The sequence below is a fragment of the Parabacteroides sp. AF39-10AC genome (assembly GCF_003635405.1).
GTDB classification, from domain to species: Bacteria; Bacteroidota; Bacteroidia; order Bacteroidales; family Tannerellaceae; genus Parabacteroides; species Parabacteroides distasonis.
Window position 1 is genome coordinate 132,494 of sequence record NZ_QTLP01000012.1, and the last position, 23,019, is coordinate 155,512.

At 45.3% G+C, this 23,019-nt stretch carries 20 protein-coding genes and 1 pseudogene; 5 read left to right on the top strand and 16 right to left on the bottom strand.

Going from position 1 to position 23,019, the window contains the following annotated elements:
- Positions 1-62: 62 nt before the first annotated feature.
- From DW033_RS12695 to DW033_RS12705, 3 genes are all read left to right on the top strand, one after another.
- Positions 63-1,916 carry a DUF349 domain-containing protein gene (locus DW033_RS12695; RefSeq protein WP_122382801.1) on the top strand — a complete coding sequence of 618 codons (1,854 nt, stop codon included), beginning with the start codon at positions 63-65 and terminating at the stop codon, positions 1,914-1,916.
- 63 nt (positions 1,917-1,979) lie between these two features.
- Complete coding sequence (locus DW033_RS12700; RefSeq protein WP_122382802.1) at positions 1,980-3,188, top strand: hypothetical protein; 1,209 nt, start codon at positions 1,980-1,982, stop codon at positions 3,186-3,188.
- A 65-nt stretch (positions 3,189-3,253) separates the two neighbouring features.
- Positions 3,254-4,447, top strand: coding sequence for an esterase (locus DW033_RS12705; protein WP_121962144.1), 1,194 nt, complete (start codon positions 3,254-3,256; stop codon positions 4,445-4,447).
- A 66-nt stretch (positions 4,448-4,513) separates the two neighbouring features.
- Here the strand turns inward: DW033_RS12705 and DW033_RS12710 are convergent, their stop codons facing one another.
- Genes DW033_RS12710 through DW033_RS12720 form a run of 3 tightly spaced genes read right to left on the bottom strand, consistent with a single transcriptional unit; the run spans position 4,514 to position 8,444 of the window.
- Positions 4,514-5,209, bottom strand: coding sequence for a LytTR family DNA-binding domain-containing protein (locus DW033_RS12710; RefSeq protein ID WP_005860996.1), 696 nt, complete (start codon positions 5,207-5,209; stop codon positions 4,514-4,516).
- The gene (locus tag DW033_RS12715; protein WP_057319263.1) at positions 5,206-6,264 is read right to left on the bottom strand and encodes a sensor histidine kinase; all 1,059 of its coding nucleotides are present in this window, start codon (positions 6,262-6,264) and stop codon (positions 5,206-5,208) included. The genes DW033_RS12710 and DW033_RS12715 overlap by 4 nt, the downstream gene beginning before the upstream one ends.
- Before the next feature lie 20 nt (positions 6,265-6,284).
- A complete protein-coding gene (locus tag DW033_RS12720; protein ID WP_122382803.1) occupies positions 6,285-8,444 on the bottom strand; it encodes an outer membrane beta-barrel protein in 2,160 nt (719 codons plus the stop codon).
- Positions 8,445-9,276: 832 nt separating this feature from the next.
- On the opposite strand from DW033_RS12720, the gene DW033_RS12725 reads away from it, so the two are divergent.
- Both DW033_RS12725 and DW033_RS12730 read left to right on the top strand, forming a co-directional pair.
- Entirely contained in the window at positions 9,277-9,477 is a 201-nt protein-coding gene (locus tag DW033_RS12725; protein ID WP_034532133.1) for a hypothetical protein, read from the top strand.
- A gap of 3 nt (positions 9,478-9,480) precedes the next feature.
- Positions 9,481-9,752: pseudogene (locus DW033_RS12730) on the top strand (type II toxin-antitoxin system YafQ family toxin).
- Here DW033_RS12730 and DW033_RS12735 read toward each other — a convergent pair.
- The 13 genes from DW033_RS12735 to DW033_RS12795 all read right to left on the bottom strand — a co-directional run bounded on the left by DW033_RS12735 (position 9,749) and on the right by DW033_RS12795 (position 22,927).
- Positions 9,749-11,008 carry a serpin family protein gene (locus DW033_RS12735; RefSeq protein ID WP_122382804.1) on the bottom strand — a complete coding sequence of 420 codons (1,260 nt, stop codon included), beginning with the start codon at positions 11,006-11,008 and terminating at the stop codon, positions 9,749-9,751. The pseudogene DW033_RS12730 and the gene DW033_RS12735 sit on opposite strands and share 4 nt — an antisense overlap.
- Positions 11,009-11,187: 179 nt before the next feature.
- On the bottom strand, positions 11,188-11,778 hold the full coding sequence (gene folE / locus DW033_RS12740; protein WP_009018420.1) for a GTP cyclohydrolase I FolE: 591 nt from the start codon (positions 11,776-11,778) through the stop codon (positions 11,188-11,190).
- Between the two features lie 5 nt (positions 11,779-11,783).
- Entirely contained in the window at positions 11,784-12,290 is a 507-nt protein-coding gene (locus DW033_RS12745; protein ID WP_005860984.1) for a hypothetical protein, read from the bottom strand.
- 70 nt (positions 12,291-12,360) lie between these two features.
- Positions 12,361-13,116 carry a triose-phosphate isomerase gene (gene tpiA / locus DW033_RS12750; protein WP_122382805.1) on the bottom strand — a complete coding sequence of 252 codons (756 nt, stop codon included), beginning with the start codon at positions 13,114-13,116 and terminating at the stop codon, positions 12,361-12,363.
- A gap of 36 nt (positions 13,117-13,152) precedes the next feature.
- Complete coding sequence (locus DW033_RS12755) at positions 13,153-14,436, bottom strand: BT_3928 family protein (protein ID WP_036611642.1); 1,284 nt, start codon at positions 14,434-14,436, stop codon at positions 13,153-13,155.
- A gap of 5 nt (positions 14,437-14,441) precedes the next feature.
- Positions 14,442-14,987 (bottom strand): DUF1599 domain-containing protein, encoded by a 546-nt coding sequence (locus DW033_RS12760; protein ID WP_057327999.1) that lies wholly within the window; start codon positions 14,985-14,987, stop codon positions 14,442-14,444.
- A 158-nt stretch (positions 14,988-15,145) separates the two neighbouring features.
- The gene (locus DW033_RS12765; RefSeq protein WP_009018423.1) at positions 15,146-16,396 is read right to left on the bottom strand and encodes a M23 family metallopeptidase; all 1,251 of its coding nucleotides are present in this window, start codon (positions 16,394-16,396) and stop codon (positions 15,146-15,148) included.
- Positions 16,397-16,606: 210 nt separating this feature from the next.
- Complete coding sequence (gene recG, locus DW033_RS12770) at positions 16,607-18,703, bottom strand: ATP-dependent DNA helicase RecG (RefSeq protein WP_121962150.1); 2,097 nt, start codon at positions 18,701-18,703, stop codon at positions 16,607-16,609.
- A gap of 22 nt (positions 18,704-18,725) precedes the next feature.
- Entirely contained in the window at positions 18,726-19,424 is a 699-nt protein-coding gene (locus tag DW033_RS12775) for a 2-C-methyl-D-erythritol 4-phosphate cytidylyltransferase (protein WP_122382806.1), read from the bottom strand.
- Positions 19,424-19,621 (bottom strand): exodeoxyribonuclease VII small subunit, encoded by a 198-nt coding sequence (gene xseB / locus DW033_RS12780; RefSeq protein WP_005860969.1) that lies wholly within the window; start codon positions 19,619-19,621, stop codon positions 19,424-19,426. Before xseB ends, DW033_RS12775 begins: the two co-directional genes overlap by 1 nt.
- A 39-nt stretch (positions 19,622-19,660) precedes the next feature.
- A complete protein-coding gene (gene xseA, locus DW033_RS12785) occupies positions 19,661-20,995 on the bottom strand; it encodes an exodeoxyribonuclease VII large subunit (RefSeq protein WP_005866561.1) in 1,335 nt (444 codons plus the stop codon).
- A complete protein-coding gene (locus DW033_RS12790) occupies positions 20,976-22,358 on the bottom strand; it encodes a S8 family serine peptidase (protein ID WP_008773976.1) in 1,383 nt (460 codons plus the stop codon). Before DW033_RS12790 ends, xseA begins: the two co-directional genes overlap by 20 nt.
- 101 nt (positions 22,359-22,459) lie before the next feature.
- Positions 22,460-22,927 carry an Lrp/AsnC family transcriptional regulator gene (locus tag DW033_RS12795; RefSeq protein WP_005860962.1) on the bottom strand — a complete coding sequence of 156 codons (468 nt, stop codon included), beginning with the start codon at positions 22,925-22,927 and terminating at the stop codon, positions 22,460-22,462.
- Positions 22,928-23,019 lie beyond the last annotated feature (92 nt).

A 23,019-nucleotide genomic window follows, 5' to 3' on the forward strand; every position in this document is an offset into this window, starting at 1 on the left:
TTTAGTTTAATTTGTGACTTGATATAGGAATGTATTTATCCTTTTCTTAAAAGCGATTGTATATGAAGGACACTCTTGAGACTAATTTGCCGGAAGAAGCCGGGAAATTGGAAGAAACTAAAAAACCGGTTGAGACGCCGGAAATCGATGCTACCGCAGACGTTGAAGCCAACGATACAGCGGAGGCGGACGCTGCTATTGCCGCAGGTAAATTAACCAAAGAAGAAATTCTCGCTAAGTTAACCGAACTTGTTGAGACTTCCGTAGAGACTTCCCGTGGAGAAGTAGAGGCTTTGAAACAGGCTTACTACAAGATCCGTCGTAACGAGGTGGAAGAGCTTAAGAAAGTATTCATCGCTGATGGTGGCGAAGAAAAGGATTTTACAGCCCCCGCTGACGAAACCGAGAACAAGATCAAGGATTTGCTCACCTCTTATAAAGAGAAAAGAGCCGCTATCCTCGCCGAGGAAGAGCGTGTAAAGGCCGCTAACTACGCTTTGAAATTGCAGTTGATCGACCAGTTGAAAGAGCTTTGCGAAAGCCAAGATGATTTCAATAAATTATACAACTCTTTCAAGGACATCCAACAAAGATGGAAAGAGGTGAAGGCCGTTCCCCAAGAGCACGTGAACGAGCTTTGGAAGAACTATCAGATCTACACCGAGAAATTCTATGATATTATCAAGATAAACAATCAGTTCCGTGATTACGACTTCAAGAAGAATCTGGAATTGAAGACCGCCTTGTGCGAAACCGTAGAAAAACTAGGTAACGAGCCGGATGTTATCTCCGCTTTCCACCAGCTTCAGAAGCTGCACCAGCAATGGCGTGAGATCGGGCCGGTAGCGAAAGAGTTACGTGAGGACTTATGGGCTCGCTTCAAAGCTGCCTCAACCGTGATCAATAAGCGTCACCAAGAGCACTTCGAGAAACTAAAAGCGAAAGAGCAGGAGAATCTGGATGCGAAGACCGTGATTTGCGAACAAATCGAGGCGATTGATTTCAGCGCGTTGAAATCGTTTAAGGATTGGGAAGAAAAGAATAAGGAGGTAATCGGCTTGCAAGAGAAATGGAAGACGATTGGTTTTGCTCCGAAAAAATATAACGTAAAGATATTCGAACGTTTCCGTGCCGCTTGCGATGTCTACTTCGAGAAGAAGAGCGAGTTCTACAAGGCGATCAAGAGCGATATGGAGAAAAACCTCGACGCTAAACGTGCGTTATGCGAGAAAGCCGAGGCTTTGAAGGATAGTACGGACTGGAAGGATACGACGGATAAGATGATCGCTTTGCAGAAAGAATGGAAGACGATCGGACCGGTAGCCCGTAAGCATTCCGACGCTATCTGGAAACGTTTTATCTCGGCTTGTGATTATTTCTTCGAGCAAAAGAATAAGAACGTTGTTTCCCAAAAGAGCATAGAGCAGACCAACTTGGCCGCTAAGAAAGAGTTGATCGCTAAGATTAAGGGCATGGACGAGAGCCTTGGACATGATGAGGCTATCACGACCTTGAAGTCTTATATGGCGGAATGGAACACGATCGGTTTCGTACCGTTCAAGGAGAAAGATAAGATCTACAAGGAATATCACGAGGCGGTTGACCAACAATTCGATCGCTTGAAGGTAGACCAGAACGATCGCAAGATGCAGTCGTTCCGCAACAACCTAAACGAGATGACCAGCGGCGAAAGAGGTAAAGGCCGTTTGTTCAGCGAGCGTGATAAGTTGATGCGTATGTACGAGCGCATGAAGAACGAGCTTCAGACTTACGAGAACAACATCGGCTTCCTAAGCATTTCCTCCAAGGGCGGCGGCGGTTTACTGAAAGAAATGGAACGCAAGATCGAAAAACTGAAAGAGGATATGGCTTTAACAGTCAAGAAGATCGATGCCATCGACGAGAATCTGGAATAACAATCTCATAAACCCGAGCAAAGCCGTCCTTTAAAAAGACGGCTTTGTTGTTTTTACGCTTTTATGTCACGGATACATTATTTCAATCCCGGCCACGAGACGGCCGTACTTTTAGGGACACAGAACTACACGGCACCGACAAATGTCCGTAAAATGCAAAAAGACTTGGCGCTGCTGCCGGTTTGGTATGCGGAAGAGGATGATTTTGTCTATCTGGAAGATAGTAAGGCAACCCCTCCGTTTTTCGCCCATTTACCCAAAGACCTACACCCGGCTCCTATACCTGTAACAAAAGCGATGCTGATGAAAAACGCTCCCTACCTCTCTCCTATGGACGCAGCCCCGTGGGGACTTTCCCCGCATAGTCTTCATTTATTCGAGCAGTTGAGGGACAAGGCAAAAGTCCGGCTATCCGTCCCGACTTGGAAAGAGGATTATTTTCGCCTTACCGGTAGGCAAACGGCGGCGGAATGTCTGGAAAAGATACAGGCCCTCCTACCCGATCTCCCTATTCCGGTAGCGCCTCGTTTCTGCACGAAAATCCGGGAGGTGGAGAGATACATGATCTTATGCAACGCTCCCTTCGTATTAAAAACACCCTATTCCTCTTCCGGACGGGGATTGCTATGGGTAGAGAAACGAAAACCGGATACAAAAACGAAAAACTGGATAGAGGGCGTATTCAACAAACAAGGAATGATCAGTATCGAAAGCGGATTAGACAAAGTACAGGATTTCGCCATGGAATTTTATTCCGACGGGCAAGGTACTGTCCGTTACGAGGGATTATCCGTTTTCAATACCGAGGAGCGAGGCTCCTATACAGGCAACATCCTAGAGGAACAATCCACCATGCTCTCTCGCATCACCCGATTCACGGGCGAAGAAACCTATTCCCGCATCCAAGAGGCGGTACGCTCTGTATTACAAGAAGTGTACGGATCTACTTACGCGGGCTGTATAGGTGTGGATATGCTGGTCTATAGACAAAAGGACGGATCTTTCGCTATTCATCCCTGCATTGAGATCAATATGCGGTACACGATGGGAATGGTCGCTTTACGTCTATTCCAGCATTATGTAGTGCCTAGGGCTGTTGGCGATTACCGGGTTTCTTACGAGAAGGAAGCCGGAGAAGCTCTCGAGAAACACCGCCTCATGTCTGAGACTTATCCACTTCGCTTTGCGAATGGAAGGATTCAAGAAGGCTACCTCTCATTATGCCCCGTCACGAAAGACACACATTATCGAGCCTATTTATTGCTCATGTAACAGATTATTCATTACATTTGTAAAAATCTTTAGACCTCAGTAATACCATTAATAAATTTATCATTATGAAAAGATTATCAATCTTGGCCGTATTCATGCTGATCAGCGTGATCACGTTCGCCCAACAAGCCCTTTGGGGTAGTCAGAACATCATCTCTCCGGAGATTCATCCGGATAACACCGTAACCTTCCGGTTCATGGCACCCAAAGCAATCAAGGTGCAGGTAACAGGAGATTTCCTTCCCACACAGAAGATGGAGACTCAGTTCGGTTTAGTGGATGTACCCGGTACCGTTGATTTAAAGGAAGGTAAAGAAGGCGTTTGGGAATATACCACACCGGAACCTCTTCCCTCCGAATTATATAGCTATTCCTTTATTGTCGATGGATTAAAGACTACAGATCCTAATAATGTCTATCTGAACCGTGACGTGGCATCCGTTACGAATATCTTTATCATCAAGGGTGGACAGGGCGATTTATACAGCGTTAATGATGTTCCTCACGGAACGGTCGCTCGCCGTTGGTATGAGAGCCCGACATTGGGAAAGACCCGCCGTATTACCGTTTATACGCCGGCTGGCTATGAGACAAGTGGCAAAAAATATCCGGTATTCTACCTCTTACATGGCATGGGTGGCGACGAGGAAGCTTGGATCGCCTTAGGACGTACGGCCCAGATCTTAGACAATTTGATCGCCCAAGGTAAGGCAAAACCGATGATCGTGGTTATGACAAACGGAAATGCGGATCAAGAGGCCGCTCCGGGAGAATCCAGCCTAGGTTTAGTTAAGCCGAATATGCAACTACCTAAAACCATGGAGGGTAGCATGGAAAGCAGCTTCCCGGATGTCATTAAGTTTATCGAGAGCAATTACCGTGTGGAAAAAAAGAAATCCAGCCGTGCGATAGCCGGACTTTCCATGGGTGGTTTCCATTCTTTGCATATATCTAAGCAATATCCGGATATGTTCGATTACGTGGGATTATTCTCTGCCGCTATCCTCCCCCGCGAAGGCTCCGAATCTCCCATCTACCAGAATATGGATGAGAAGCTGAAAGTACAATTCGGCAAGCACCCGAAATTATACTGGATCGCCATCGGTAAAACCGACTTCTTATACAAGAACAACATAGACTATCGCAAGAAACTAGACGATAGCGGCTACAAATACGAATACTACGAGAGCGACGGCGGCCATATCTGGAAAAACTGGCGCATCTACCTCACAAAATTCGCCCCAATGTTATTCAAATAACAAAATACCCCAGTTGTAGAGACGCGGCATGTGCCGCGTCTCTATGACCTAGCTACAGTCATATAATTACAACGTATTCTTAAGGATACGCTTAAATACAATATCTCTGAGATTACGGGCGATCGGGATTTGATAGGATTCGATACGTAATCTATTCCCTTCTACCAGATCGACACGATCCGCATTAATTATATACGATTTATGCGTTTGGAGAAATTGATCATCGGGTAGGGATTCCCCGATCCGCTTCAAGGTTGAATGGGTCAATACTCTACCGGAAGTAGTATAGATACTAACATAATTTTCCAACGCCTCTACAAATAAGATATCTCTTAGGTAAATCTTACGCATTTGCTTCTCGCTTTTCACGAAAAACGAGGCATCCGCATCCGGCGTATTCTCCCGAGCCAACAGGTCGTGCACCTTATTCACGCCTTTTAAGAAACGCTCAAAGGAAATAGGCTTCAGCAAATAATCCACGACATCCAGCTCATACCCTTTCAAGGCATATTGCTCATAAGCGGAAGTAACGATCACTTTGGGAGGCTGGTTTAAGGTCGCCAATAAATCCAAACCGGAAAGATAAGGCATCTCGATATCTAACAAAAGTAAATCCGGCTGCTGAGTTTTCAACAGGGTATTTAATTGGATAGCGTCCTCACATACACCGGTCAAGGAGAGAAAATCCACTCGCTCCACATACGATTGCAATCCTTTACGGGCCATCGGCTCATCATCTGTTATCACGCAGGTTATTGTCATATTTCTTCTATTTCAATCATTAATTCCGCTACGAACTCAGTCTCTTCTTTCCGGGTTTCCAAACGGTGCTTACTGGGATACAATAAAGATAATCGGCGGCGTAAATTTACCAGACCGATGCCTTTACGTTGCCGTTCATCCACCGATTTACGCAACGCTTCGTCCTCCGCTGAAAGCTCGGGGATGGAGTTTCGTATAAACAAACTGATCCGGTTATTTTCCCATTTCATGATAATATCCAATTGATAATCGCCACCTACGTATTTAAAAGCGTTCTCTACCAACGGGAGGAAGAGTAACGGATAAATATTCAGTTCATTCAATTCGGGCGGAAACTCTACACGCAACCGCAGGCGTTCACTCATACGAAGCTTACGCAAAGCTATATAAGTTTTCAAATAATCAATTTCTTGTAGGATACTGACCTTCTGATTACCGCCATACAGTTGGTAACGCAAGAGTTCGGATATCATCTCTAACGTGCGACGAGGCGCCTTGTTACTTTCATCAATCTGGAAATAAACGGTATTGAGCGCATTAAACAAGAAGTGAGGATGATATTGGGATTTCAAGAACTTCAATTCCGTCTGTAATTGATCATTCTTGATCTTTTCGAGTTGGATACGCTGCTCGGCGTAATCTTTATCCAATACTTGAGCTCGCTGAACATTATAGACCATAAACGCAAACAAGCTCCCTATCACGTTCGCAATTATTATATCGTCCATATGGAAAGTATCACCGATAAATATACGGGTTATTGCCAACGTAGCATTCACACCCAATATAATAAATAAGAAAGGCATTCCATACGATCTCCAAACAAATTTCCACCTATTCGGTTCTTTCGCTCTTCGGCTCTTCTCGATCTGGCTTCCAAAGTAAATAAAAAACAAATAAGAGACAAAGATTAGAATCACGATCTCTAGGATACTATTCCCCAAGGACTGTGTCCAGTAGTGTCCTTCTTTCGTATAATCCGTTACCCAGCGGATACAAGAATACAAAGAGACCGCAAAAATCAAGGCATATATCCACTTATATATCTTTTTCATAAACCATTTGTCTAGAGGTTTCACAAATTTATTCTTTTACTTTCATCTACGCTATGCTTCCGGCGAGATTCTTTCACCTCCAAACCACGATTTATACGATAGGTCAATGAAATACCGACTACCGTCCGGTCCATCCGCTCTTTTATAAAAGCGTGCTGGGTAGGGGTCATCACGCTCATTCTCGATACATTCGAATGGAAAATATCCCGTGCGAATAACTGTATCGTTCCCCGGCCTTTCCATATCTTCTTCTGGATACCGGCATTTATTTGCCATAACGGATAGATCGTAGCTTGTCCCGCCGCCATTTTCCCATTATAGAAACCGATAAGTTCAGCGCTCCAAGTCCGGGCAAAGTTAAACTGATTCGAGATCCCGATATTCGGTGTCCATCTCTTATTCACCTTTACTTGATAATTCTCCGGTAAACGATACCGGTTATAGATCAAGGATGCGCTGACGTTCACGTTCCAAAATGAGGTTAGCGGTAACTGGGAGGTACTGAGCTGGGGACCTACGCTGACGCGGGAAGAGAGATTTTCCGGTGAGACATAAACAACATAGTTCCCTTGATCCAAATAGCTCTTGATAATTACATCCTTCGTATAATTGAAAGCAAGCCCCACCCGGAATAAATCGCCATGTATATAGGCCAGTTCCAGATTATCGGATAATTCCGGGCGTAATAAGGTGTTACCTTTATCATACGTATACTCATCGTGGATATATACAAACGGATTCAGGTCCCGGTAATTCGGACGGACAATCCGTTTGCCATAAGTTAGCGACAGACTATTCCCATTCCTCAAGGCATACTGAACAGAAAGCGTAGGGAATAAATGTGTATAATGATTGGTAAAGGAGGAGTCTCTTTGATAAGCGTTACCCGACTGTTCGCCCTCTATACGGGTATTCTCCAGACGAAGACCTGCCTCCAGACTTACCGAAGAGAATTTGGCGTCAAGCTGTACATAGCCTGCGTTTATATTCTCGTCATACTGAAAATCACAACTCAAGTCATGGTCCGGTTGCCAAGAATCACCTTGTAACCGATTATAATCAGCGTTATTATCAATAGAGACGAAAGAGGTCTTGGCGCCCGCATGGAACGTGAAAGATTTCGAGAAAGGCCACACCAGATTCGCTTGTCCGGAGTATAAATGGATTCCTCCATCCATATCCCCAAACAAGGTATCTTGGCTATTCAAATATTGATCTTCCTCGTATCGATAACGCAAGTAGTCCATAGAGGCATCCAAGACCCCGCCATCGGAGTTAAAGGTATGTGTTAAACTTAAAACAGCCGTAAAATTATCCTGCGAACGACTCTGGTCGTTCAAGGTGCGAAGCGAACCTCCGGTTTGTGGAGATCGCTTAGGAATGGATGAGTTCATATCTCCCTCAACCTTGTTACCTGCCAGATTACCATCCGTAGAAAACCCGATCGTAGTCTTATCCGACATTTGATAATCGATCCCGAAACGATAATAGTTTGATGTATTCTTCCAAGTTCGATAGGAAGATTGCGTCATCTGCCCGGTCTCCCCTTCCGGCCGCCAACCTTCCAGATAGCTTCTCTCCACATACAAATCATCGTAATCATTCTTCCGGGAATAGGAATAAGAGAGATAGAAGTTGAACTTATTCGTCCGCAGATTCAAGGTAGTAGAAGCGAAACCTTCCCCATATTTACCTTGGTCATAACTACCATTTACCGAAAGGTTCATTCCCCTTCGCAATATCTTCTTCGTACGTATATCGATAATACCGGAGTTTCCGCTAGCGTCGTAACGTGCCGAGGGATGCGTAATCAAATCGATTTTATCCGTAATGGAGGCAGGAGTCGATTTTAAGAGATTGACAAGATCTTGCCCCGATAAATAGGTAGGCTTACCATCCATCAAGATATTCGCCCCGTTTTGACCATTCAAGAAAATAGTGCCATCATTTTGTATCACGACTCCCGGCAAACTGGTCAACACGTCGTAGACATTCCCTTGGCTTTGGGTGATAGAGGCATCCAGCCTATAAGTCATCTTCCCCGGTTTCATCTCTACCGTAGGGAGCTTAGCCATGATCACCACCTCCTGTAACTTCTGGTCCGCTATCGTATCGACCTGTCCCCAACCACAAAAAGGGGTAATTATCAATAGAACTATTATAAAAAGATTCCTGCTCATGTCGTTTTTATATCAAAATTACATCAGCAGGAATATCCAATCAAATTATTGTGACCAACGGAAGTATCCGGGGGATGAAAGGTAAAATCTCCTACTTTTGCCTTCTGAAGTGAATAACTTGCGGCTTGTCGAGTGAATAACTAACGAGTATACCCAGTGAATAACTAACGGCTTTAGAAGTGATTAGTTATTCACTTCTAAACGCCTTTTCTAGCTGTTGATCAAGCAAAATTCTCATTTCCATAAAGTCATCCACAAAGAGGCTTTTCTGTCTTTTTGAGTAGTATTAGAGCTTTTCCATAACATCTCATTTCCACAGGAATCACAAGATAAAGGAGGGGAGATAACAATAAACAGTGCTTTTCCAATGAAAAAGACCGTTTTCGATACACATTAGGCGACAAAAGCCTACACATACGGTCGCGTTAAGCAACGCCAGTAGTGCCATTGGGCATTATAAGCAGTCGCAAATAGGGTTGTAAGTAGTCGTGAATGGGCATTCTTACCTCCTTATAGCCCTATCGTAACACCGTTTTTCCCTCCTTTTGCTCCATCGGATATGAATTACGATGAATTATTTTCGCTAGAACAAAAGGCTATTTTTCGGCATTGCTCTATCAATGAACCGATTGCTGATTTATTTTTTCAAATTCAAGCACAAGACGTACCTTAGCCCGGAAAAACCGATTCTCCGGGACTTCCGATTACAAATTGTCAATCCTAACAGATTGTCATATCCTTCGATCGTCTTTCTCGAAATCTCTCAAAGATGATTATCAATTCAATAAAAAAACGTATTTTTGTCACATACAATCTATAAACAACCCAAGATATGGAAGTGACAGTCAAGAAAGTAGAAATTACCTTACCGGAGGTAGACATGGCCTTGCTCAAAGAACTGGCCAAGAAATTCGGTTGGAATATCGGCAGGAAGAAGTCCGGTATAGAGAAGGGGCTGGAGGATATCAAGGCAGGAAGGGTTTATAAGGCCAAAGATATGGAAGATCTAAAAAAGCATTTGCTAAATCAATAAACCATGTACGACGTACAGACTACCAAGCAATTTGATAAGAGTTTCAAGAAATGCTTGAAAAGGAATTGCAATCCAGAACTCCTATGGGAGTTATCGGCATTCTTCAAGAAACCGGTTCCCTCCCAATGCAATATCACCCCCATAAACTAAGCGGTAAATTTGAGGGCTTATGGGAATGCCATATTAAAAGCGACTGGCTCTTAATATGGCAACAAAACGATACCGAACTGGTCTTGATCATGACCGATACCGGTACACACACTGATTTATTTTAAGACTTGGGATGATCCACTCGGCCTGCGAATAAAATGGCACCCGTACTATTCTCCTTTAAGACATAGCCGAAGGGATGATCAAAACGAAGTTCCTTTAAAGTGGTAGCGGGAGGAAGCGCACTTGTATCCATATCTACTATCGTAACAGCGGCGGCTTCCGTGCCGGACTCATCGACCTTAATAAAGGTATTTTGTTTTATCAAGCCTATAAATAAAGGCTGTTCGGTTGATATATTCGTGAAGTCTGCCTCCGACTTAAAGGCATCCTTGACTCCCAATGTCCTCATCACATCTGTTAAATCCATACTTGATTCCATCGTAAAGTGAGGCAAATAGAGGTCGAACGAATAAGAACTCAGGTTGCTCATCCACTGGTTCCAACGATCCGCATCCAAGTCCGCAATCAACTCATCTAGCGAGGTTTTCTTCTTATCGGACGGCATAAAAAGAACCAGACTAAACGCTCCGTTTCCATAAGGTAGTTCCACGACAGATACCTGCTCATCACCATAATAATAATTTGTCGCTTGTTGTTTCATGGTAGGAACTTTGATCTCTGATCCGTCCTTTAGATGGAACGGCTTGTCCTTTGTATCTCCCTTATCGAACTCCATTTTCCACACTCCCTTGAAATAAATGGCGTTGATCAGGCATGCCAATGTATTGGGACTGATTGTCTCCAGCATCTTAGGGATCAAATCATTCGTTTTATTGGCGCACCAATGGTTGATCTTGTCCACCGTCTCCATATTGAACGGCTCGTTATAAACCTCGGCATTATAATATGTCTGATTGGTCTTTACAAATGGTTCCAGCATTTGGAAATCATCCTTGATCCACATACTATTCGCATTCATGAAAACAGTACGACCATCCAACTTGGGAAGCTCCGTCTGCATCATTTGGGCATAAGCGTTTATCTCCTCGTTGGTTAAGCCCTCATAACCTAAGGCTTCTTGTAGCTCTGTATACGTATTACCATTCGCCCCATTCAATACCATACCCAAACAAAAGGAGGCGCTTAAAGGAGAGATACAAAAATTCGACTCCTCCTTGCCAGCCATTTCCTTATAAAAATTAAAAGCGAACTTCTGCCCTCTAGCGTTTACCTCTATCGATTTAGTATCCAAAGGTATATCATATCGCTCAGTATCGGTTCCGAAAGGTTCTCCGAAAGAATCATTGTCGCACCCAGTCAACGCAAACAAAGGTATGCAGAGACAGAGCGACAGGAATAGGTAATTGTTGGTCTTCATAACTTGATATTTTTAATGTCCTTATATCTAATTGATGAATAGGTCTCCGTAAAAGTTGCATCCCGCCTATATATTTCACGACTGTGCCCCAACTAATGGAAATGTAGGGATATAATAAAAGCCGTATCACTGCGGATCAGTTATACGGCTAAACTGGAGTAAGCTATGACGGGAGATGATCAGCGGTTATGCTTGATCAGATTCATAAACTCCTCGCGCGTCTTAGCTTGTTGGAAAAAGCCGGTGAAATCAGAGGTAGTCGTCAAGGAATTTTGTTTCTCCACGCCACGCATCTGCATGCACATATGTTGCGCCTCGATCACGACCATCACGCCCAACGGGTCCAAGGTCCTCTGGATGCAATCCTTGATCTGCATCGTCATACGCTCCTGTATCTGGAGACGGCGGGCGAAGATATCCACTACCCTAGGGATCTTGCTTAAGCCCGTAATATATTTCTTGGGGATATAAGCCACGTGGGCCTTGCCGAAGAAAGGCAACATATGATGCTCACAAAGGGAGAAGAAATCGATATCTTTCACGATAACCATCTGTTTGTAATCCTCTTCCTGAAACATGGCGGAACGGAGCACCGCCTCCGGGTCCTCATGATATCCCTTGGTTAAAAACTGCATGGCTTTCGCCACACGTTCCGGCGTTTTAAGCAGACCCTCACGCCCGGCATCCTCACCCAGCAAACCCAATACTTCCTTATAATGGCCGGCCAAAGCTTCCCGGGCACGTAGCGTCTCTTCGTTTACTTCTGACATTCTCTTTAATTTAGGGGAATTTTTATCTCTTCTCGTACGATATACATTTCCTTCCCGTATTTCGGGAAAGCACCCATCAACAGGCGCATCATATGATAGGCCTCCTCATGCGAGCGGAAATCTCCCACACGCAACTTCCAGAACGGGGCGTTGTAAGTGACATACGTCGGGATCTCTGGAAAAAGCTCCTTGATTTCCTTCTCCTTACGAAAAGCCTCGTCTTTCGAGACCCGTTGGTTATTACCGGAAAATACCTGCGTACGATACCCTTGTACCTTCAAGAAGGTAAGGCTATCGGTCGTCTCCACGTTCGCTCCACGCATACGCTCACCCACCATCTCGCGGATAGCGGCGGATTGATTGATAACGACCTCGCCTTTTCCCAAACCGGATCTCTGCAACGCATCGAATATGGTCGAACGCTCACCTTCCAACGCCGTCTGAGCGAATAAAGATGAAGTACCGGCCATCATAAAGGCAAATAGCAATAAGATACAAGGAATTCTTTTCATAGATAGAATATTAAAAAGAGTATCTTTCCCCATTCATTGAGGGGAAAGATACCTTCTTATTATGAATTAATTAAAAAGCCTCGATAATCGGCATGAATTTGTCAACGGCCAAAGAAGCGCCACCGATCAAACCACCGTCTACGTTCGGTTTAGCGAACAATTCCTTAGCGTTACCGGCGTTACAGCTACCACCGTAAAGGATCGTGCAGTTATCAGCTACCTCATTGCCATATTTAGCGGCCAAAGTAGCGCGGATGTGAGCATGGATCTCCTCAGCTTGCTCAGCGGAAGCAGTCTTACCTGTACCGATAGCCCATACCGGCTCGTAAGCCAAGACGATCTTGCCGAAATCCTCAGCGGAAAGATCGAACAAAGAACCAGCGATCTGAGCGTCTACTACCTCGAAGTGCTTGCCGGCTTCTCTCTCCTCCAAAACCTCACCGATACAGAAGATCGGAGTCAAACCGTTAGCCAAAGCCAACTCAACCTTCGTCTTCAAGATTTCCGGAGTCTCATGATAATAAGCACGTCTCTCAGAGTGGCCTAAGATCACATATTTCGCGCCAGTAGAAGCTACCATAGCGGCAGAAACCTCACCTGTATAAGCACCTTTTTCCTTGTCAGCGCAGTTCTCAGCTGCAACACCGATCTTGTTTGTATCGATAGCGGCAGCAACGCTTGCCAAGTGAGTGAACGGAGTACCGATGATCACATCGCAATTCGGAGTCTTACCCCTCAAAGCCTCGTCCAAACCTTTAGCCAAAGCAAGACCTTCAGCAAGAGTAGTGTTCATTTTCCAGTTTCCTGCAACAATATTCTTTCTCATAACTTAATAATTTAAATATGTAATACAAATAAATCTCTATTCAGATTCTTTTCCTTTCCGGCGACGGCGATTGCGCAAGGCATCGTATCCCCAAACCAGCAACAAAGGTACGGTAAAACTTAATAGGTTGGTTATTAGCCGGGCATCTTCTTTCGCTTTCCAGTCGGTATTTCCTTCCAGATAGCCGTTTACGATCGTTTTCAGGTCTTCTTCCTGTGGGATATCGTTGTAATGCCACTTCATCAAGATCGTACCTTTCTTCAGCAAGACCAATCCCGGATTGGAGCGGATGATCGTTTTCAAAAGGACATCATCGGCCATAAGAAACGGATACTCGGCACCGGTATTATCGCTCCATGTAGCGATAGCATCAGCGGAAGAACCCGTCACGCAATAGAAGCCCAAGCCGTTCTCCAAGGCGTAATCGTATACGTTATTAATCTCGTCGATACGCTCATCATCCGCATTCTCCAGACGGGGAGCGATCAAAAGGAAAAGACCTTTCGGGTCGTTCAGCAACTCATCAGTCACGTCTGCGTCATTCTCATTATAGATATGAAATGTGGTAACGGGGGGAACGTATCCTTGTTTGATCAGCTTGGTCTTTGAATCCACGAAAGTCCACGTGCTATCATCGGCCGGGGCGTTCTCCAAAGAAAATTCTTTCTGTACGCCATCCTTCTCGTAAATAAAAGAATACGCATATTCATCCTCGGGCGCACCTTCCGGTATCGACATCAAGGCAGGGATATTCGCACCCAACTTATAGGGACGGAAATCCAAGATCGGCAAATGATTATAATTCCGGTAAGCGAAACCGATAGCGAAGACATATGCCCACAAGGCCACGAACCAGTAGACATGGTAGGTATAGCCTTGTAAAAGCCGCTGATTATGGATGAACACGTAAATAGCGGCGGCCAAAAGTACGACATTCTTATAGAAGGTCTGCCAATTACTGATCACCAAGGCATCCCCGAAGCAACCGCAATCCGATACGGGATTGAAAATCGCCAGATACAGCGTCAGCGGCGTCATGAAAGACATCATCAGCAAGGTCAAGAAGGTCGTATACCGCCGGTACACCCCCAATAGCATACAGACACCCAGCATGAATTCCAGAGCGGACAAATTAAAGGAGATCAATACCGTAAAGGGTTGCAGCTTATCCAGCCCAAAGGAAGTCAGATAGTCGCCAATCTTAATGGCACCTCCCATGGGATCGACAGCCTTCACCGTCCCGGAGAAGATAAAGACAACTCCCAATAACAGGCGGCAGACCTCCGCAATCACTTTCTTTACGGTTTCCTTATATTCCATGTAGCTCACTCCTCACCAAACTCCAGCTTAATCAAGCCGAAGAGGGCATAATTGATCATATCCATGTAGTTAGCGTCCACTCCCTCGGAGACGAGTGTCTTGCCTCCATGACTCTCGATTTGCTTGGTCCGATAAATCTTCATCAAAATAAGATCCGTGTACGAGCTGATACGCATACTGCGCCACGCCTCATCATAGTCGTGATTCTTGGCGTACATCAGTTCCTTCGTCTCAGTGATGTATTTATCGTATAATTCCAAGGCTTTATCTATCGTGATATCGGTCGTATCCGCGAATCCCAACCCCAACTGGATCAAACCGATCACACCATAATTAACGATGGCGATAAACTCCGGACGGATTCCCTCGTCCACCATGCTCGTCCCCTTAATCTCCAAGCTACGGATACGGTTCGCCTTGATAAATATTTGGTCGGTAACCGACTGGGGACGCATAATCCTCCACGACGGCCCGTAATCCTTCAACTTCTTCCCGAACAACTCCCGGCACAGGGAGATCACTTGCTCGAATTGTTCCTTTGTATTTGGCATACTATCCTAGATTATACCCGCGAATATAGGAAAAAAGACGTAGATGTTCTCGAAAATTCAAGACAACAAAAGCTAATAAGATAAATGAAAAGAGGTTACAACGAAAAGGAGCCACTTTATAAGCGGCTCCTTTTCGTTTCCTTACATCTTATATATCGTTATGAACAGCGTAATGAGCGTCCTAAACGCAACACGGTAGTCTTTGTGATACCGTTCAATTCGCAGAGTTTACTAACAGAAGTACCGTATCTTTTAGCGATAGCGCCAAGCGTATCACCGGATTTAATACGATGATAAACCGAAGTAGCCTCCACATCATTCATTGTATTCGTGTCTTCTCCTAAAGAAGCGGTAGCGGAAGAACTTGCCTGTACCGTGATTTTCTTAGAAGATACGGAAGCAGTCGATTTCTTTTGAGTTTGAGCTTTTGGAGTCGCTTTAGCCGCGGTTTCCACACCGGCACTACAACGAATGGACTGGCCGATACGTAACATAGAAGTAGATTTCAATCCATTTAAACGACAAAGCTCATTCACTGTCGTACCATATATACGTGCGATTTTACCTAAGGTATCACCGGATTTTACACGATGGTACACCATCTGACTATTGGAAGATGTATAGATATTGCTCTTACGTCCGTTAATCTTGACGTTACGAAACACATATTGATCCTGATGAGGTATTGAGTTCTCGAAGTCAATAATATCAGCCGGGTTAATAGCCTGTCCAAGAAAACGAGTCTCAAAATGCAAATGAGATCCCGTAGAGCGTCCTGTATTTCCCCCTAAAGCGATCGGATCTCCAGCCCGTACGATATCGTTCACACCTACTAAGAATTTAGATAAATGACCATATACAGTCTCTAAACCATTCGGATGGCGAATCACAAGATAATAGCCATATCCCCTACGCTCGAAATTCTTGATACGCACCTTGCCGTCAAACGCCGCACGGATCGTATCTCCAATTTGCACTTTCAAGTCTATCCCCTTATGCATCCGTCTACGGCGAGGACCATACTTTGAAGTGACCCTTGTCATAGAGTCCATAGGCAAGACAAAAGTAGAACAATCGATTACGCAAGAATCCGGCATATCTACCTTTTTACCCCGGAAAGGATTCACCCATTCATTTGTCCATTCGCCATATAATTCATCGGCAGGGAACATCAAGTTCTCTCTCGCCTCCAACTCCGCTTTCTCATTAATCTCCGCAAGCTCCTTCAAAGCCATATCTTTCTTAAAGCCAACACGGTCAGCCATTAACTCAGATACACGCTTGTCCATAAGTTTGTGGGTTGGATGATTGGGAGTCTCCGGAGTTTCCGGTTTCACCGGGTTCTCCGCATTAGCAGTCGATACCATCACAGCGGCACAACAAATGAATAGAAATGTCCTTATACTCATTTTTTGATAACTTTCATTCTTATAATTCAGGATAAAACGGCAATACCCGGCATCTCTGCCTGATTGTCAACTTGTCAAAGTTCGGAAATTTGAATAAGCCGACAAAATTGATTAACGAAAAATTTCTGCAATGACTTTGAATAAAAGCAAAACAAGCGAATAAACGAACTAAATATCAAAGACTTACAGAACAATATGTTTCACAACATATTAGCTAATCATTCCCCAATTTATCTTCCTTGTGAACAGAGTTTTGAGCCTTTCGCTCAATATCCGGTGCTGTTCGGACAATAATTCGGGGTCTTCGTCAAGAACTCCTTGAGCGATATCCCGCGCATACTGAAGTATTTGTCCATCGGCCGCCAAGTCCGCTATTTTAAGGTCTATCCCCTCGCCACTTTGTCGGGTACCTTCCAAATCTCCATGTCCCCGGAGACGGAGATCCGCCTCAGCGATCTCAAAGCCATTCGTACTGTTCACCATAATCTCCAATCGCTTACGAGTATCATTACTTAGTTTATAGGATGAGACCAAGATACAATAGGATTGTTCAGCACCACGTCCTACCCGGCCACGAAGCTGATGAAGTTGAGAGAGGCCGAAACGTTCAGCACTCTCGATCACCATGACGGATGCGTTCGGCACGTTCACGCCAACCTCTATAACCGTAGTAGCCATCAAGATTTGCGCCTCGCCGGAGATAAACTTCTGCATCTCGGTATCCTTATCCGCCGCTTTCATACGGCCATGTACCATACATACCTTATATTCAGGGAAAACCTCCTTGAACGTCTCAAAACCGGCCTCCAAGTCTTTATAATCCAGTTTCTCATTTCCTTCAATCAACGGATATACCACATAAACCTGACGCCCCTTTTGTATCTCTTTCCGAAGGAACTCATACAATTGCGCCTTTTTATTATCATAGCGATGAAGCGTTTGTATCGGTTTACGTCCCGGAGGTAACTCATCGATCACCGATACATCCAGATCCCCATACAAAGTCATCGCCAAAGTACGGGGAATCGGGGTAGCCGTCATCACCAGCACATGCGGCACGATAGCATTCTTCATCCAAAGGCGTGAGCGTTGCTCCACACCAAAACGGTGCTGCTCATCGATAATCGCTAATCCCAACGAAGAGAAAACCACCGTCTCCTCAATCAACGCATGCGTCCCGATCACGATCTGGATCTCACCGCTGGCAATAGCCGGTAATATCTTATCCCGCTCCTTCTTCTTGGTAGATCCAGTCAAAAGAGCGACCTTCACGTCCATATCTTTCAGGAATCCCATGATCGTCGCATAATGCTGGGTCGCCAAGATCTCGGTAGGAGCCATCATACAAGCTTGGCAATGATTATCTATCGCCAATAGCATAGACAATAAGCCTACCAAAGTCTTGCCACTCCCCACATCACCTTGCAGCAGGCGATTCATTTGCCGCCCGCTACCCATATCGATCCGGATCTCACGGACTACCCGCTTCTGGGCGTTCGTCAACTCAAAAGGAAGATACTCTTTATAGAACGTATTGAAATAATGGCCGACCGTCGGGAATATGATCCCTTTTAGCTTCAGTTTCCGAACACTAGCAGTACGTAATATATTTAATTGTATGAAGAAAAGCTCGTCAAACTTCAAACGTAACTGGGCGTCACGCAACTTAGCGGCAGATTCCGGGAAATGGATATTCCGCATCGCCTCTGTCATAGACATCATATGGATCCGTTTCAATACGTCGGGGGAAAGCGTCTCCGGAAGTTTCCAGTTCAGCCAGCTTAACAACGTATATTGCAGGTTCTGGATCGCCCGGGAATTCAGAAACGACTTTTTCATCTTCTCCGAGGTATTGTAGAACGGGGTCAAGCCTCTCGCCACTTGATCCGCTTGGTCCAATAAATCAATATCCGGATGTGGTATATTATAGGTATGACCGAACTCCGTAGGCTTTCCGAAAACTATATACTCGGTATTGGGACGATACTTATCCGTCACATAATTCAAGCCCTTGAACCAGACCAAATCGATCGTGCCCGTACCATCCGAGAACTTGCCGACCAGCCGTTTACTCCGCCCCTCGCCTAGCGTATCGAAATAGAGAATCTGGCCTTTCAACTGGATATAAGGCATATTCCCACTGATCTCAGCTACTTTATAAAACCGGCTGCGATCTATATATTTATAAGGAAAATAAAAGAGCAAGTCCTCATACGACGATATCCCCGCTTCCTTTTGCAGGATATCCGCCTTCTTGGGTCCTACTCCCGGCAAGTACGTAATCGATCGCTTATCAAGGTCCAGCATAACGTCTATGAGTTTTTAGGGTTTACCGGGCAAACATCGCTTCCGCTATTAACAAATCAAAGGGCGTGGTAATCTTGATATTCTCACGATCACCGGGAACCGTATCAATCGCATACCCCATCGCCTCCACCACGGAAGCGTCGTCCGTAAATAAAGACGAATAAGGTTGCTCATAGGCTTTTGTCAATAATTCCAAATGGAAGACTTGCGGGGTTTGTACAGCCATATAGCGGGAACGGTCCACCGGATGGCTCCCTTTTTCATCTGTCTCACGCAGGGAATCAATCATCGGAACAACCGGGATAACGGCTCCCGTGACAGCCGCTTTATCAAAGCAGGCCTCAACAACCTCCGGAGAGACGAAAGGACGAACGCCATCGTGCACAGCGACCAAACTCAGACCGCTATCCTCCTCCCCCTTCCGACGCCTCTCCGCCAAAAGCCAATCCAACCCATTCTTAACCGAGAAGAAGCGAGTATCTCCCCCTTTCACGATCGCATGCGGGACCTTGCAGCCGATTTCCTTGCAAAGCATATTCCAATACGGCTGATGATCCTCCGGAAGCACAAGGATTATACGTGCGGAAGCATCCCAACGATGAAAAGCCTCTAACGTATGCATCAAAAGAGGTTTCCCCCGCATAGGAATAAACTGCTTCGGCAGATCTCCACCCATACGAAGCCCTTTCCCCCCGGCAACGATCAAGACGTACTTATCCATCAATCCAATTCCTCCAAAACTTTTTTAACTTCCTCATCCACTTTATACAGCTTCTCCTTACAAAGCTTGATCAGACGAGTAGCTTCTTTTACCTTCTCGGACAGGATATCGACATCCAAGTCTCCATTCTCGATCTCAGCCACGATCTTACGAAGTTTCTCGATCGCCTCGTTATATGTTTCTTCTTTCTTCGCCATATTAATTATGTATTTATCGGACGGTTATAAAACCACCCTCTATGGTTTGATAATACTTTTTATTTCACCATCGATGAAGCGAGTCGTCAGTTCTTCGCCGGCTCGCAAATCAGAGGCATGTTTGATAATCTTGCCATCTTTCAAGGCTAAGCTATATCCCCTCTTCAATATATAATCAGGAGAAGCCATCTTGATAAACTGCTCCGTAAGCTGGATAAAACGCCCACTCTCGGAAAGTTTAGAGGTAATACCGTTCCGCAAGCGAAGTTCCGTATTCTCAAGCACCGACTGGCGGCGTGATAACAAACCCGATGCCATCGCAGGTAAACGGCTCGCTATCGTTTGCAGTCCCGAACGATTCCGCTCGATCCGGCTTGTCACGATAGAAGGGAAACGGGTCGCTACCAATTGTAAATAGTTTTTCTGTCGGGATAGAATATCCATAGCCAATAAACTCACGTCTTGACGCAAACTCTCCAACTCCTCACCAACGCTATCCATTCGGGAAATAAGGAACTCGGCGACAGCGGTCGGTGTCTTCATCCGGGTATGCGCTACCAAATCTACAACCGTATCATCCCGTTCGTGCCCGATACCCGTGATAATCGGTAAAGGGAATTGAGCGCAATTCGCCGCCAACAGATAAGAATCGAAGCTATTCAAGTCCGAGGTAGCCCCACCTCCACGGATAATCACGACCACATCAAAAAGATCTTGATGTTGATAAATCCGGTCTAAAGCCGCTATTACAGAAGCCTCCGTCCGTTCTCCCTGCATCAAGGCGGGGAATAATTTGGTATAGAACGGATAACCTCCTTTATTCCGTGTCAACTGATTCATAAAATCCTCGTAGCCGGCAGCCGTCGGAGAAGTAATGATAGCGATTCTCCTAGGAAGTAGCGGAAAAGGCAATTCCTTATTCAGTGTAAAGACCCCTTCCTCCTGCAATTGACGGATAATCTCCATACGCTTACGCACCATATCACCTAACGTATAAGCCGGATCTATATCAAGCACCGTAAGACTCAATCCATACAACTCGTGGAACTCAACAGACACCTTCACCAACACTTTCAAGCCGGAAGCGAACATCTGACCGGTCTCCATCTCGAAATAAGGTTTCAACATACGAAACGTCTTCGCCCAGATAGACCCTCGTACCTTGGCCACCAATTGCCCGGTCTGCACATTCTTCTCCACAAACTCCAGATAACAATGTCCGGAAGAAGTATTCACCCGCACATCGCTCATCTCCGCACGCACCCAGCAAGTCTCCGGGAAAGCCCTCGACAACGCACCCCGTATGCGGGTATTCAGCTCTAACAAAGATAGAGCCTCTTTCTCACCCGATAAGTTATTTAGATTCGGCCGCATATTTACGCTCTTGTTTATAAGCTTTGTACACATCCGGGATGCCATATCCCAACTCAGCGTCCGGTTGCTCAAACTTACTGCCGAAACGCTGCAAAAGAGAGATTATATCCTTATTCGTCAGACTGGGAAACGCTTGCCATAGACAAACACCCAACCCCGCTAAGATCGGCGTAGCGAAAGAGGTACCATTCGCATAACGGATATTCCCCGTAGGATCTATCACGCAACAGCCCGTACCCAAGGCAACCACATCCGGCTTCACCCGGTAATCCGCCGTAAAGCCGACAGAACTGAAATTACTTTTCTTCTTACGATCCGTGATAGCGCCCACTGTCAATATATCCGGGGCATCCGCAGGAAAGGTTATCTTTCCCCAGCTACCGCCCCCCTCGTTGCCGGCGCTACTAAACAACAAGATCCCTTTTGATGAAGCCATCTTAGCGGCACGACTGATCAAGGAAGTCCTCCCGTCCAATTGATCTTGATGATAGTTCAGGGCCTCTACATCAAAAGAGAAATACCCCAACGAAGAAGAGACCACATCCACTCCCACGCTATCGGCAAATTCCATAGCTGCCGTCCAATAATCCTCCTCGATGGGAAACTCCGAACGGCTATCCTCGCTCTTTATCAGCCAATATTCGGCTTGGGGAGCCGTACCGACCATCAAGCCCGGCGCATCAGCGGCCAAGCAAGATAAGACCTTCGTCCCATGATCATCCCCGATGAAAACGCTTCGGCCGGGGAAAACCACGTTATGCGTTCCTAATAACCGCAAGGAATCAAATACGCTGATCCGATCCACGTTCATGAAACCGGCATCGACCACGGCCACACGCATACCCTTACCCTTAAAGCCCGCCTCATGCAATTTGATACCGTTCAGCATCTTGATCTGCTCCTCGGCATAACCGTAAGGCGATTTCTCCGGTTTATCTATTGGCATAAACCGTGTCGTATCATTCTCCTCCCTAGGAATATCGATTTCCTCGTCACCTTTCCAAACCCATTTCACGGAATCCACGATCGGGAGGCGCAAGAGACGCTCAGCGACCAAGCTATCCGGACTGGACACCACGACCGTAGAGAACCATTTACTCTCCAGCACCGGTTTTCCTCCATTGGCGGACAAGGTATCCAGATAAGCTTGAGCGATCGGCAAATCCGATTCCGACACCGATATACCTTGCCGGTTCCGTCGCTCAACAGACTCCTTGGAAAGATATTCCTCCGGGTTATCCAGCGTATAACCGGAATCCCCTTTATCTTTCAAATACACCCGAAAACGAAAACTTTCCCCCGCATGTACTCCCAAAGAAAACAAACTGAATACGAAAACGAATATTCCTATATATTTACTCATAGAACCTCACACAATTACGAATTACAAAGATAGATGATACCGCCGAATAAACAAAAAAGCCCGGCACTGGAATAGGCCGGGCTCATGTATAATTCTTCGTCTTATTCATTGATATTACAGATAGGGATCTCACGTTTAACACTTTGGCGTAAAGAAATCAAGGTCTCTGTAGCCGTAACACCCGGTATCTCTTGAATCTTGGAGTTCAAAAGCTCCATCAAGTGCTCGTTATCACGGGCATACAGCTTGATCAGCATCGTATACGGACCCGTAGTGAAATGGCATTCTACCACTTCGGGTATTTTCTCGAATTCCGGGACAACATCCTTGTACATAGATCCACGCTCCAATTTCACGCCGATATAGGTACATGTATTATACCCCAATATTTTAGGATTGATGTGATACCCTGAGCCAACGATCACATTCATATCAATCATGCGTTGAACCCGTTGATGAATAGCTGCACGAGATACACCGCACTCCTCGGCAACATCTTTAAAAGGAATCCTAGCATTCTTTGAAATAATGTTCAATATCTGCCGGTCCAGTTTGTCTATCTTCTCCATTTTAAATTCGCTTTATTATATGCATTCAGATTTAATGTATCAAAAGTATATAATAAATTTGAATCATATATCATTCTGAAAGAAAAAAGTAA

What these genes read in the sequence shown, in the direction of transcription:
- DW033_RS12695 (WP_122382801.1), top strand. Translation starts at nt 63, where the DNA reads ATGAAGGACACTCTTGAGACTAATTTGCCGGAAGAAGCCGGGAAATTG.
- DW033_RS12700 (WP_122382802.1), top strand. Translation starts at nt 1,980, where the DNA reads ATGTCACGGATACATTATTTCAATCCCGGCCACGAGACGGCCGTACTT.
- DW033_RS12705 (WP_121962144.1), top strand. Translation starts at nt 3,254, where the DNA reads ATGAAAAGATTATCAATCTTGGCCGTATTCATGCTGATCAGCGTGATC.
- DW033_RS12710 (WP_005860996.1), bottom strand. Translation starts at nt 5,209, where the DNA reads ATGACAATAACCTGCGTGATAACAGATGATGAGCCGATGGCCCGTAAA.
- DW033_RS12715 (WP_057319263.1), bottom strand. Translation starts at nt 6,264, where the DNA reads ATGAAAAAGATATATAAGTGGATATATGCCTTGATTTTTGCGGTCTCT.
- DW033_RS12720 (WP_122382803.1), bottom strand. Translation starts at nt 8,444, where the DNA reads ATGAGCAGGAATCTTTTTATAATAGTTCTATTGATAATTACCCCTTTT.
- DW033_RS12725 (WP_034532133.1), top strand. Translation starts at nt 9,277, where the DNA reads ATGGAAGTGACAGTCAAGAAAGTAGAAATTACCTTACCGGAGGTAGAC.
- DW033_RS12735 (WP_122382804.1), bottom strand. Translation starts at nt 11,008, where the DNA reads ATGAAGACCAACAATTACCTATTCCTGTCGCTCTGTCTCTGCATACCT.
- folE (WP_009018420.1), bottom strand. Translation starts at nt 11,778, where the DNA reads ATGTCAGAAGTAAACGAAGAGACGCTACGTGCCCGGGAAGCTTTGGCC.
- DW033_RS12745 (WP_005860984.1), bottom strand. Translation starts at nt 12,290, where the DNA reads ATGAAAAGAATTCCTTGTATCTTATTGCTATTTGCCTTTATGATGGCC.
- tpiA (WP_122382805.1), bottom strand. Translation starts at nt 13,116, where the DNA reads ATGAGAAAGAATATTGTTGCAGGAAACTGGAAAATGAACACTACTCTT.
- DW033_RS12755 (WP_036611642.1), bottom strand. Translation starts at nt 14,436, where the DNA reads ATGGAATATAAGGAAACCGTAAAGAAAGTGATTGCGGAGGTCTGCCGC.
- DW033_RS12760 (WP_057327999.1), bottom strand. Translation starts at nt 14,987, where the DNA reads ATGCCAAATACAAAGGAACAATTCGAGCAAGTGATCTCCCTGTGCCGG.
- DW033_RS12765 (WP_009018423.1), bottom strand. Translation starts at nt 16,396, where the DNA reads ATGAGTATAAGGACATTTCTATTCATTTGTTGTGCCGCTGTGATGGTA.
- recG (WP_121962150.1), bottom strand. Translation starts at nt 18,703, where the DNA reads ATGCTGGACCTTGATAAGCGATCGATTACGTACTTGCCGGGAGTAGGA.
- DW033_RS12775 (WP_122382806.1), bottom strand. Translation starts at nt 19,424, where the DNA reads ATGGATAAGTACGTCTTGATCGTTGCCGGGGGGAAAGGGCTTCGTATG.
- xseB (WP_005860969.1), bottom strand. Translation starts at nt 19,621, where the DNA reads ATGGCGAAGAAAGAAGAAACATATAACGAGGCGATCGAGAAACTTCGT.
- xseA (WP_005866561.1), bottom strand. Translation starts at nt 20,995, where the DNA reads ATGCGGCCGAATCTAAATAACTTATCGGGTGAGAAAGAGGCTCTATCT.
- DW033_RS12790 (WP_008773976.1), bottom strand. Translation starts at nt 22,358, where the DNA reads ATGAGTAAATATATAGGAATATTCGTTTTCGTATTCAGTTTGTTTTCT.
- DW033_RS12795 (WP_005860962.1), bottom strand. Translation starts at nt 22,927, where the DNA reads ATGGAGAAGATAGACAAACTGGACCGGCAGATATTGAACATTATTTCA.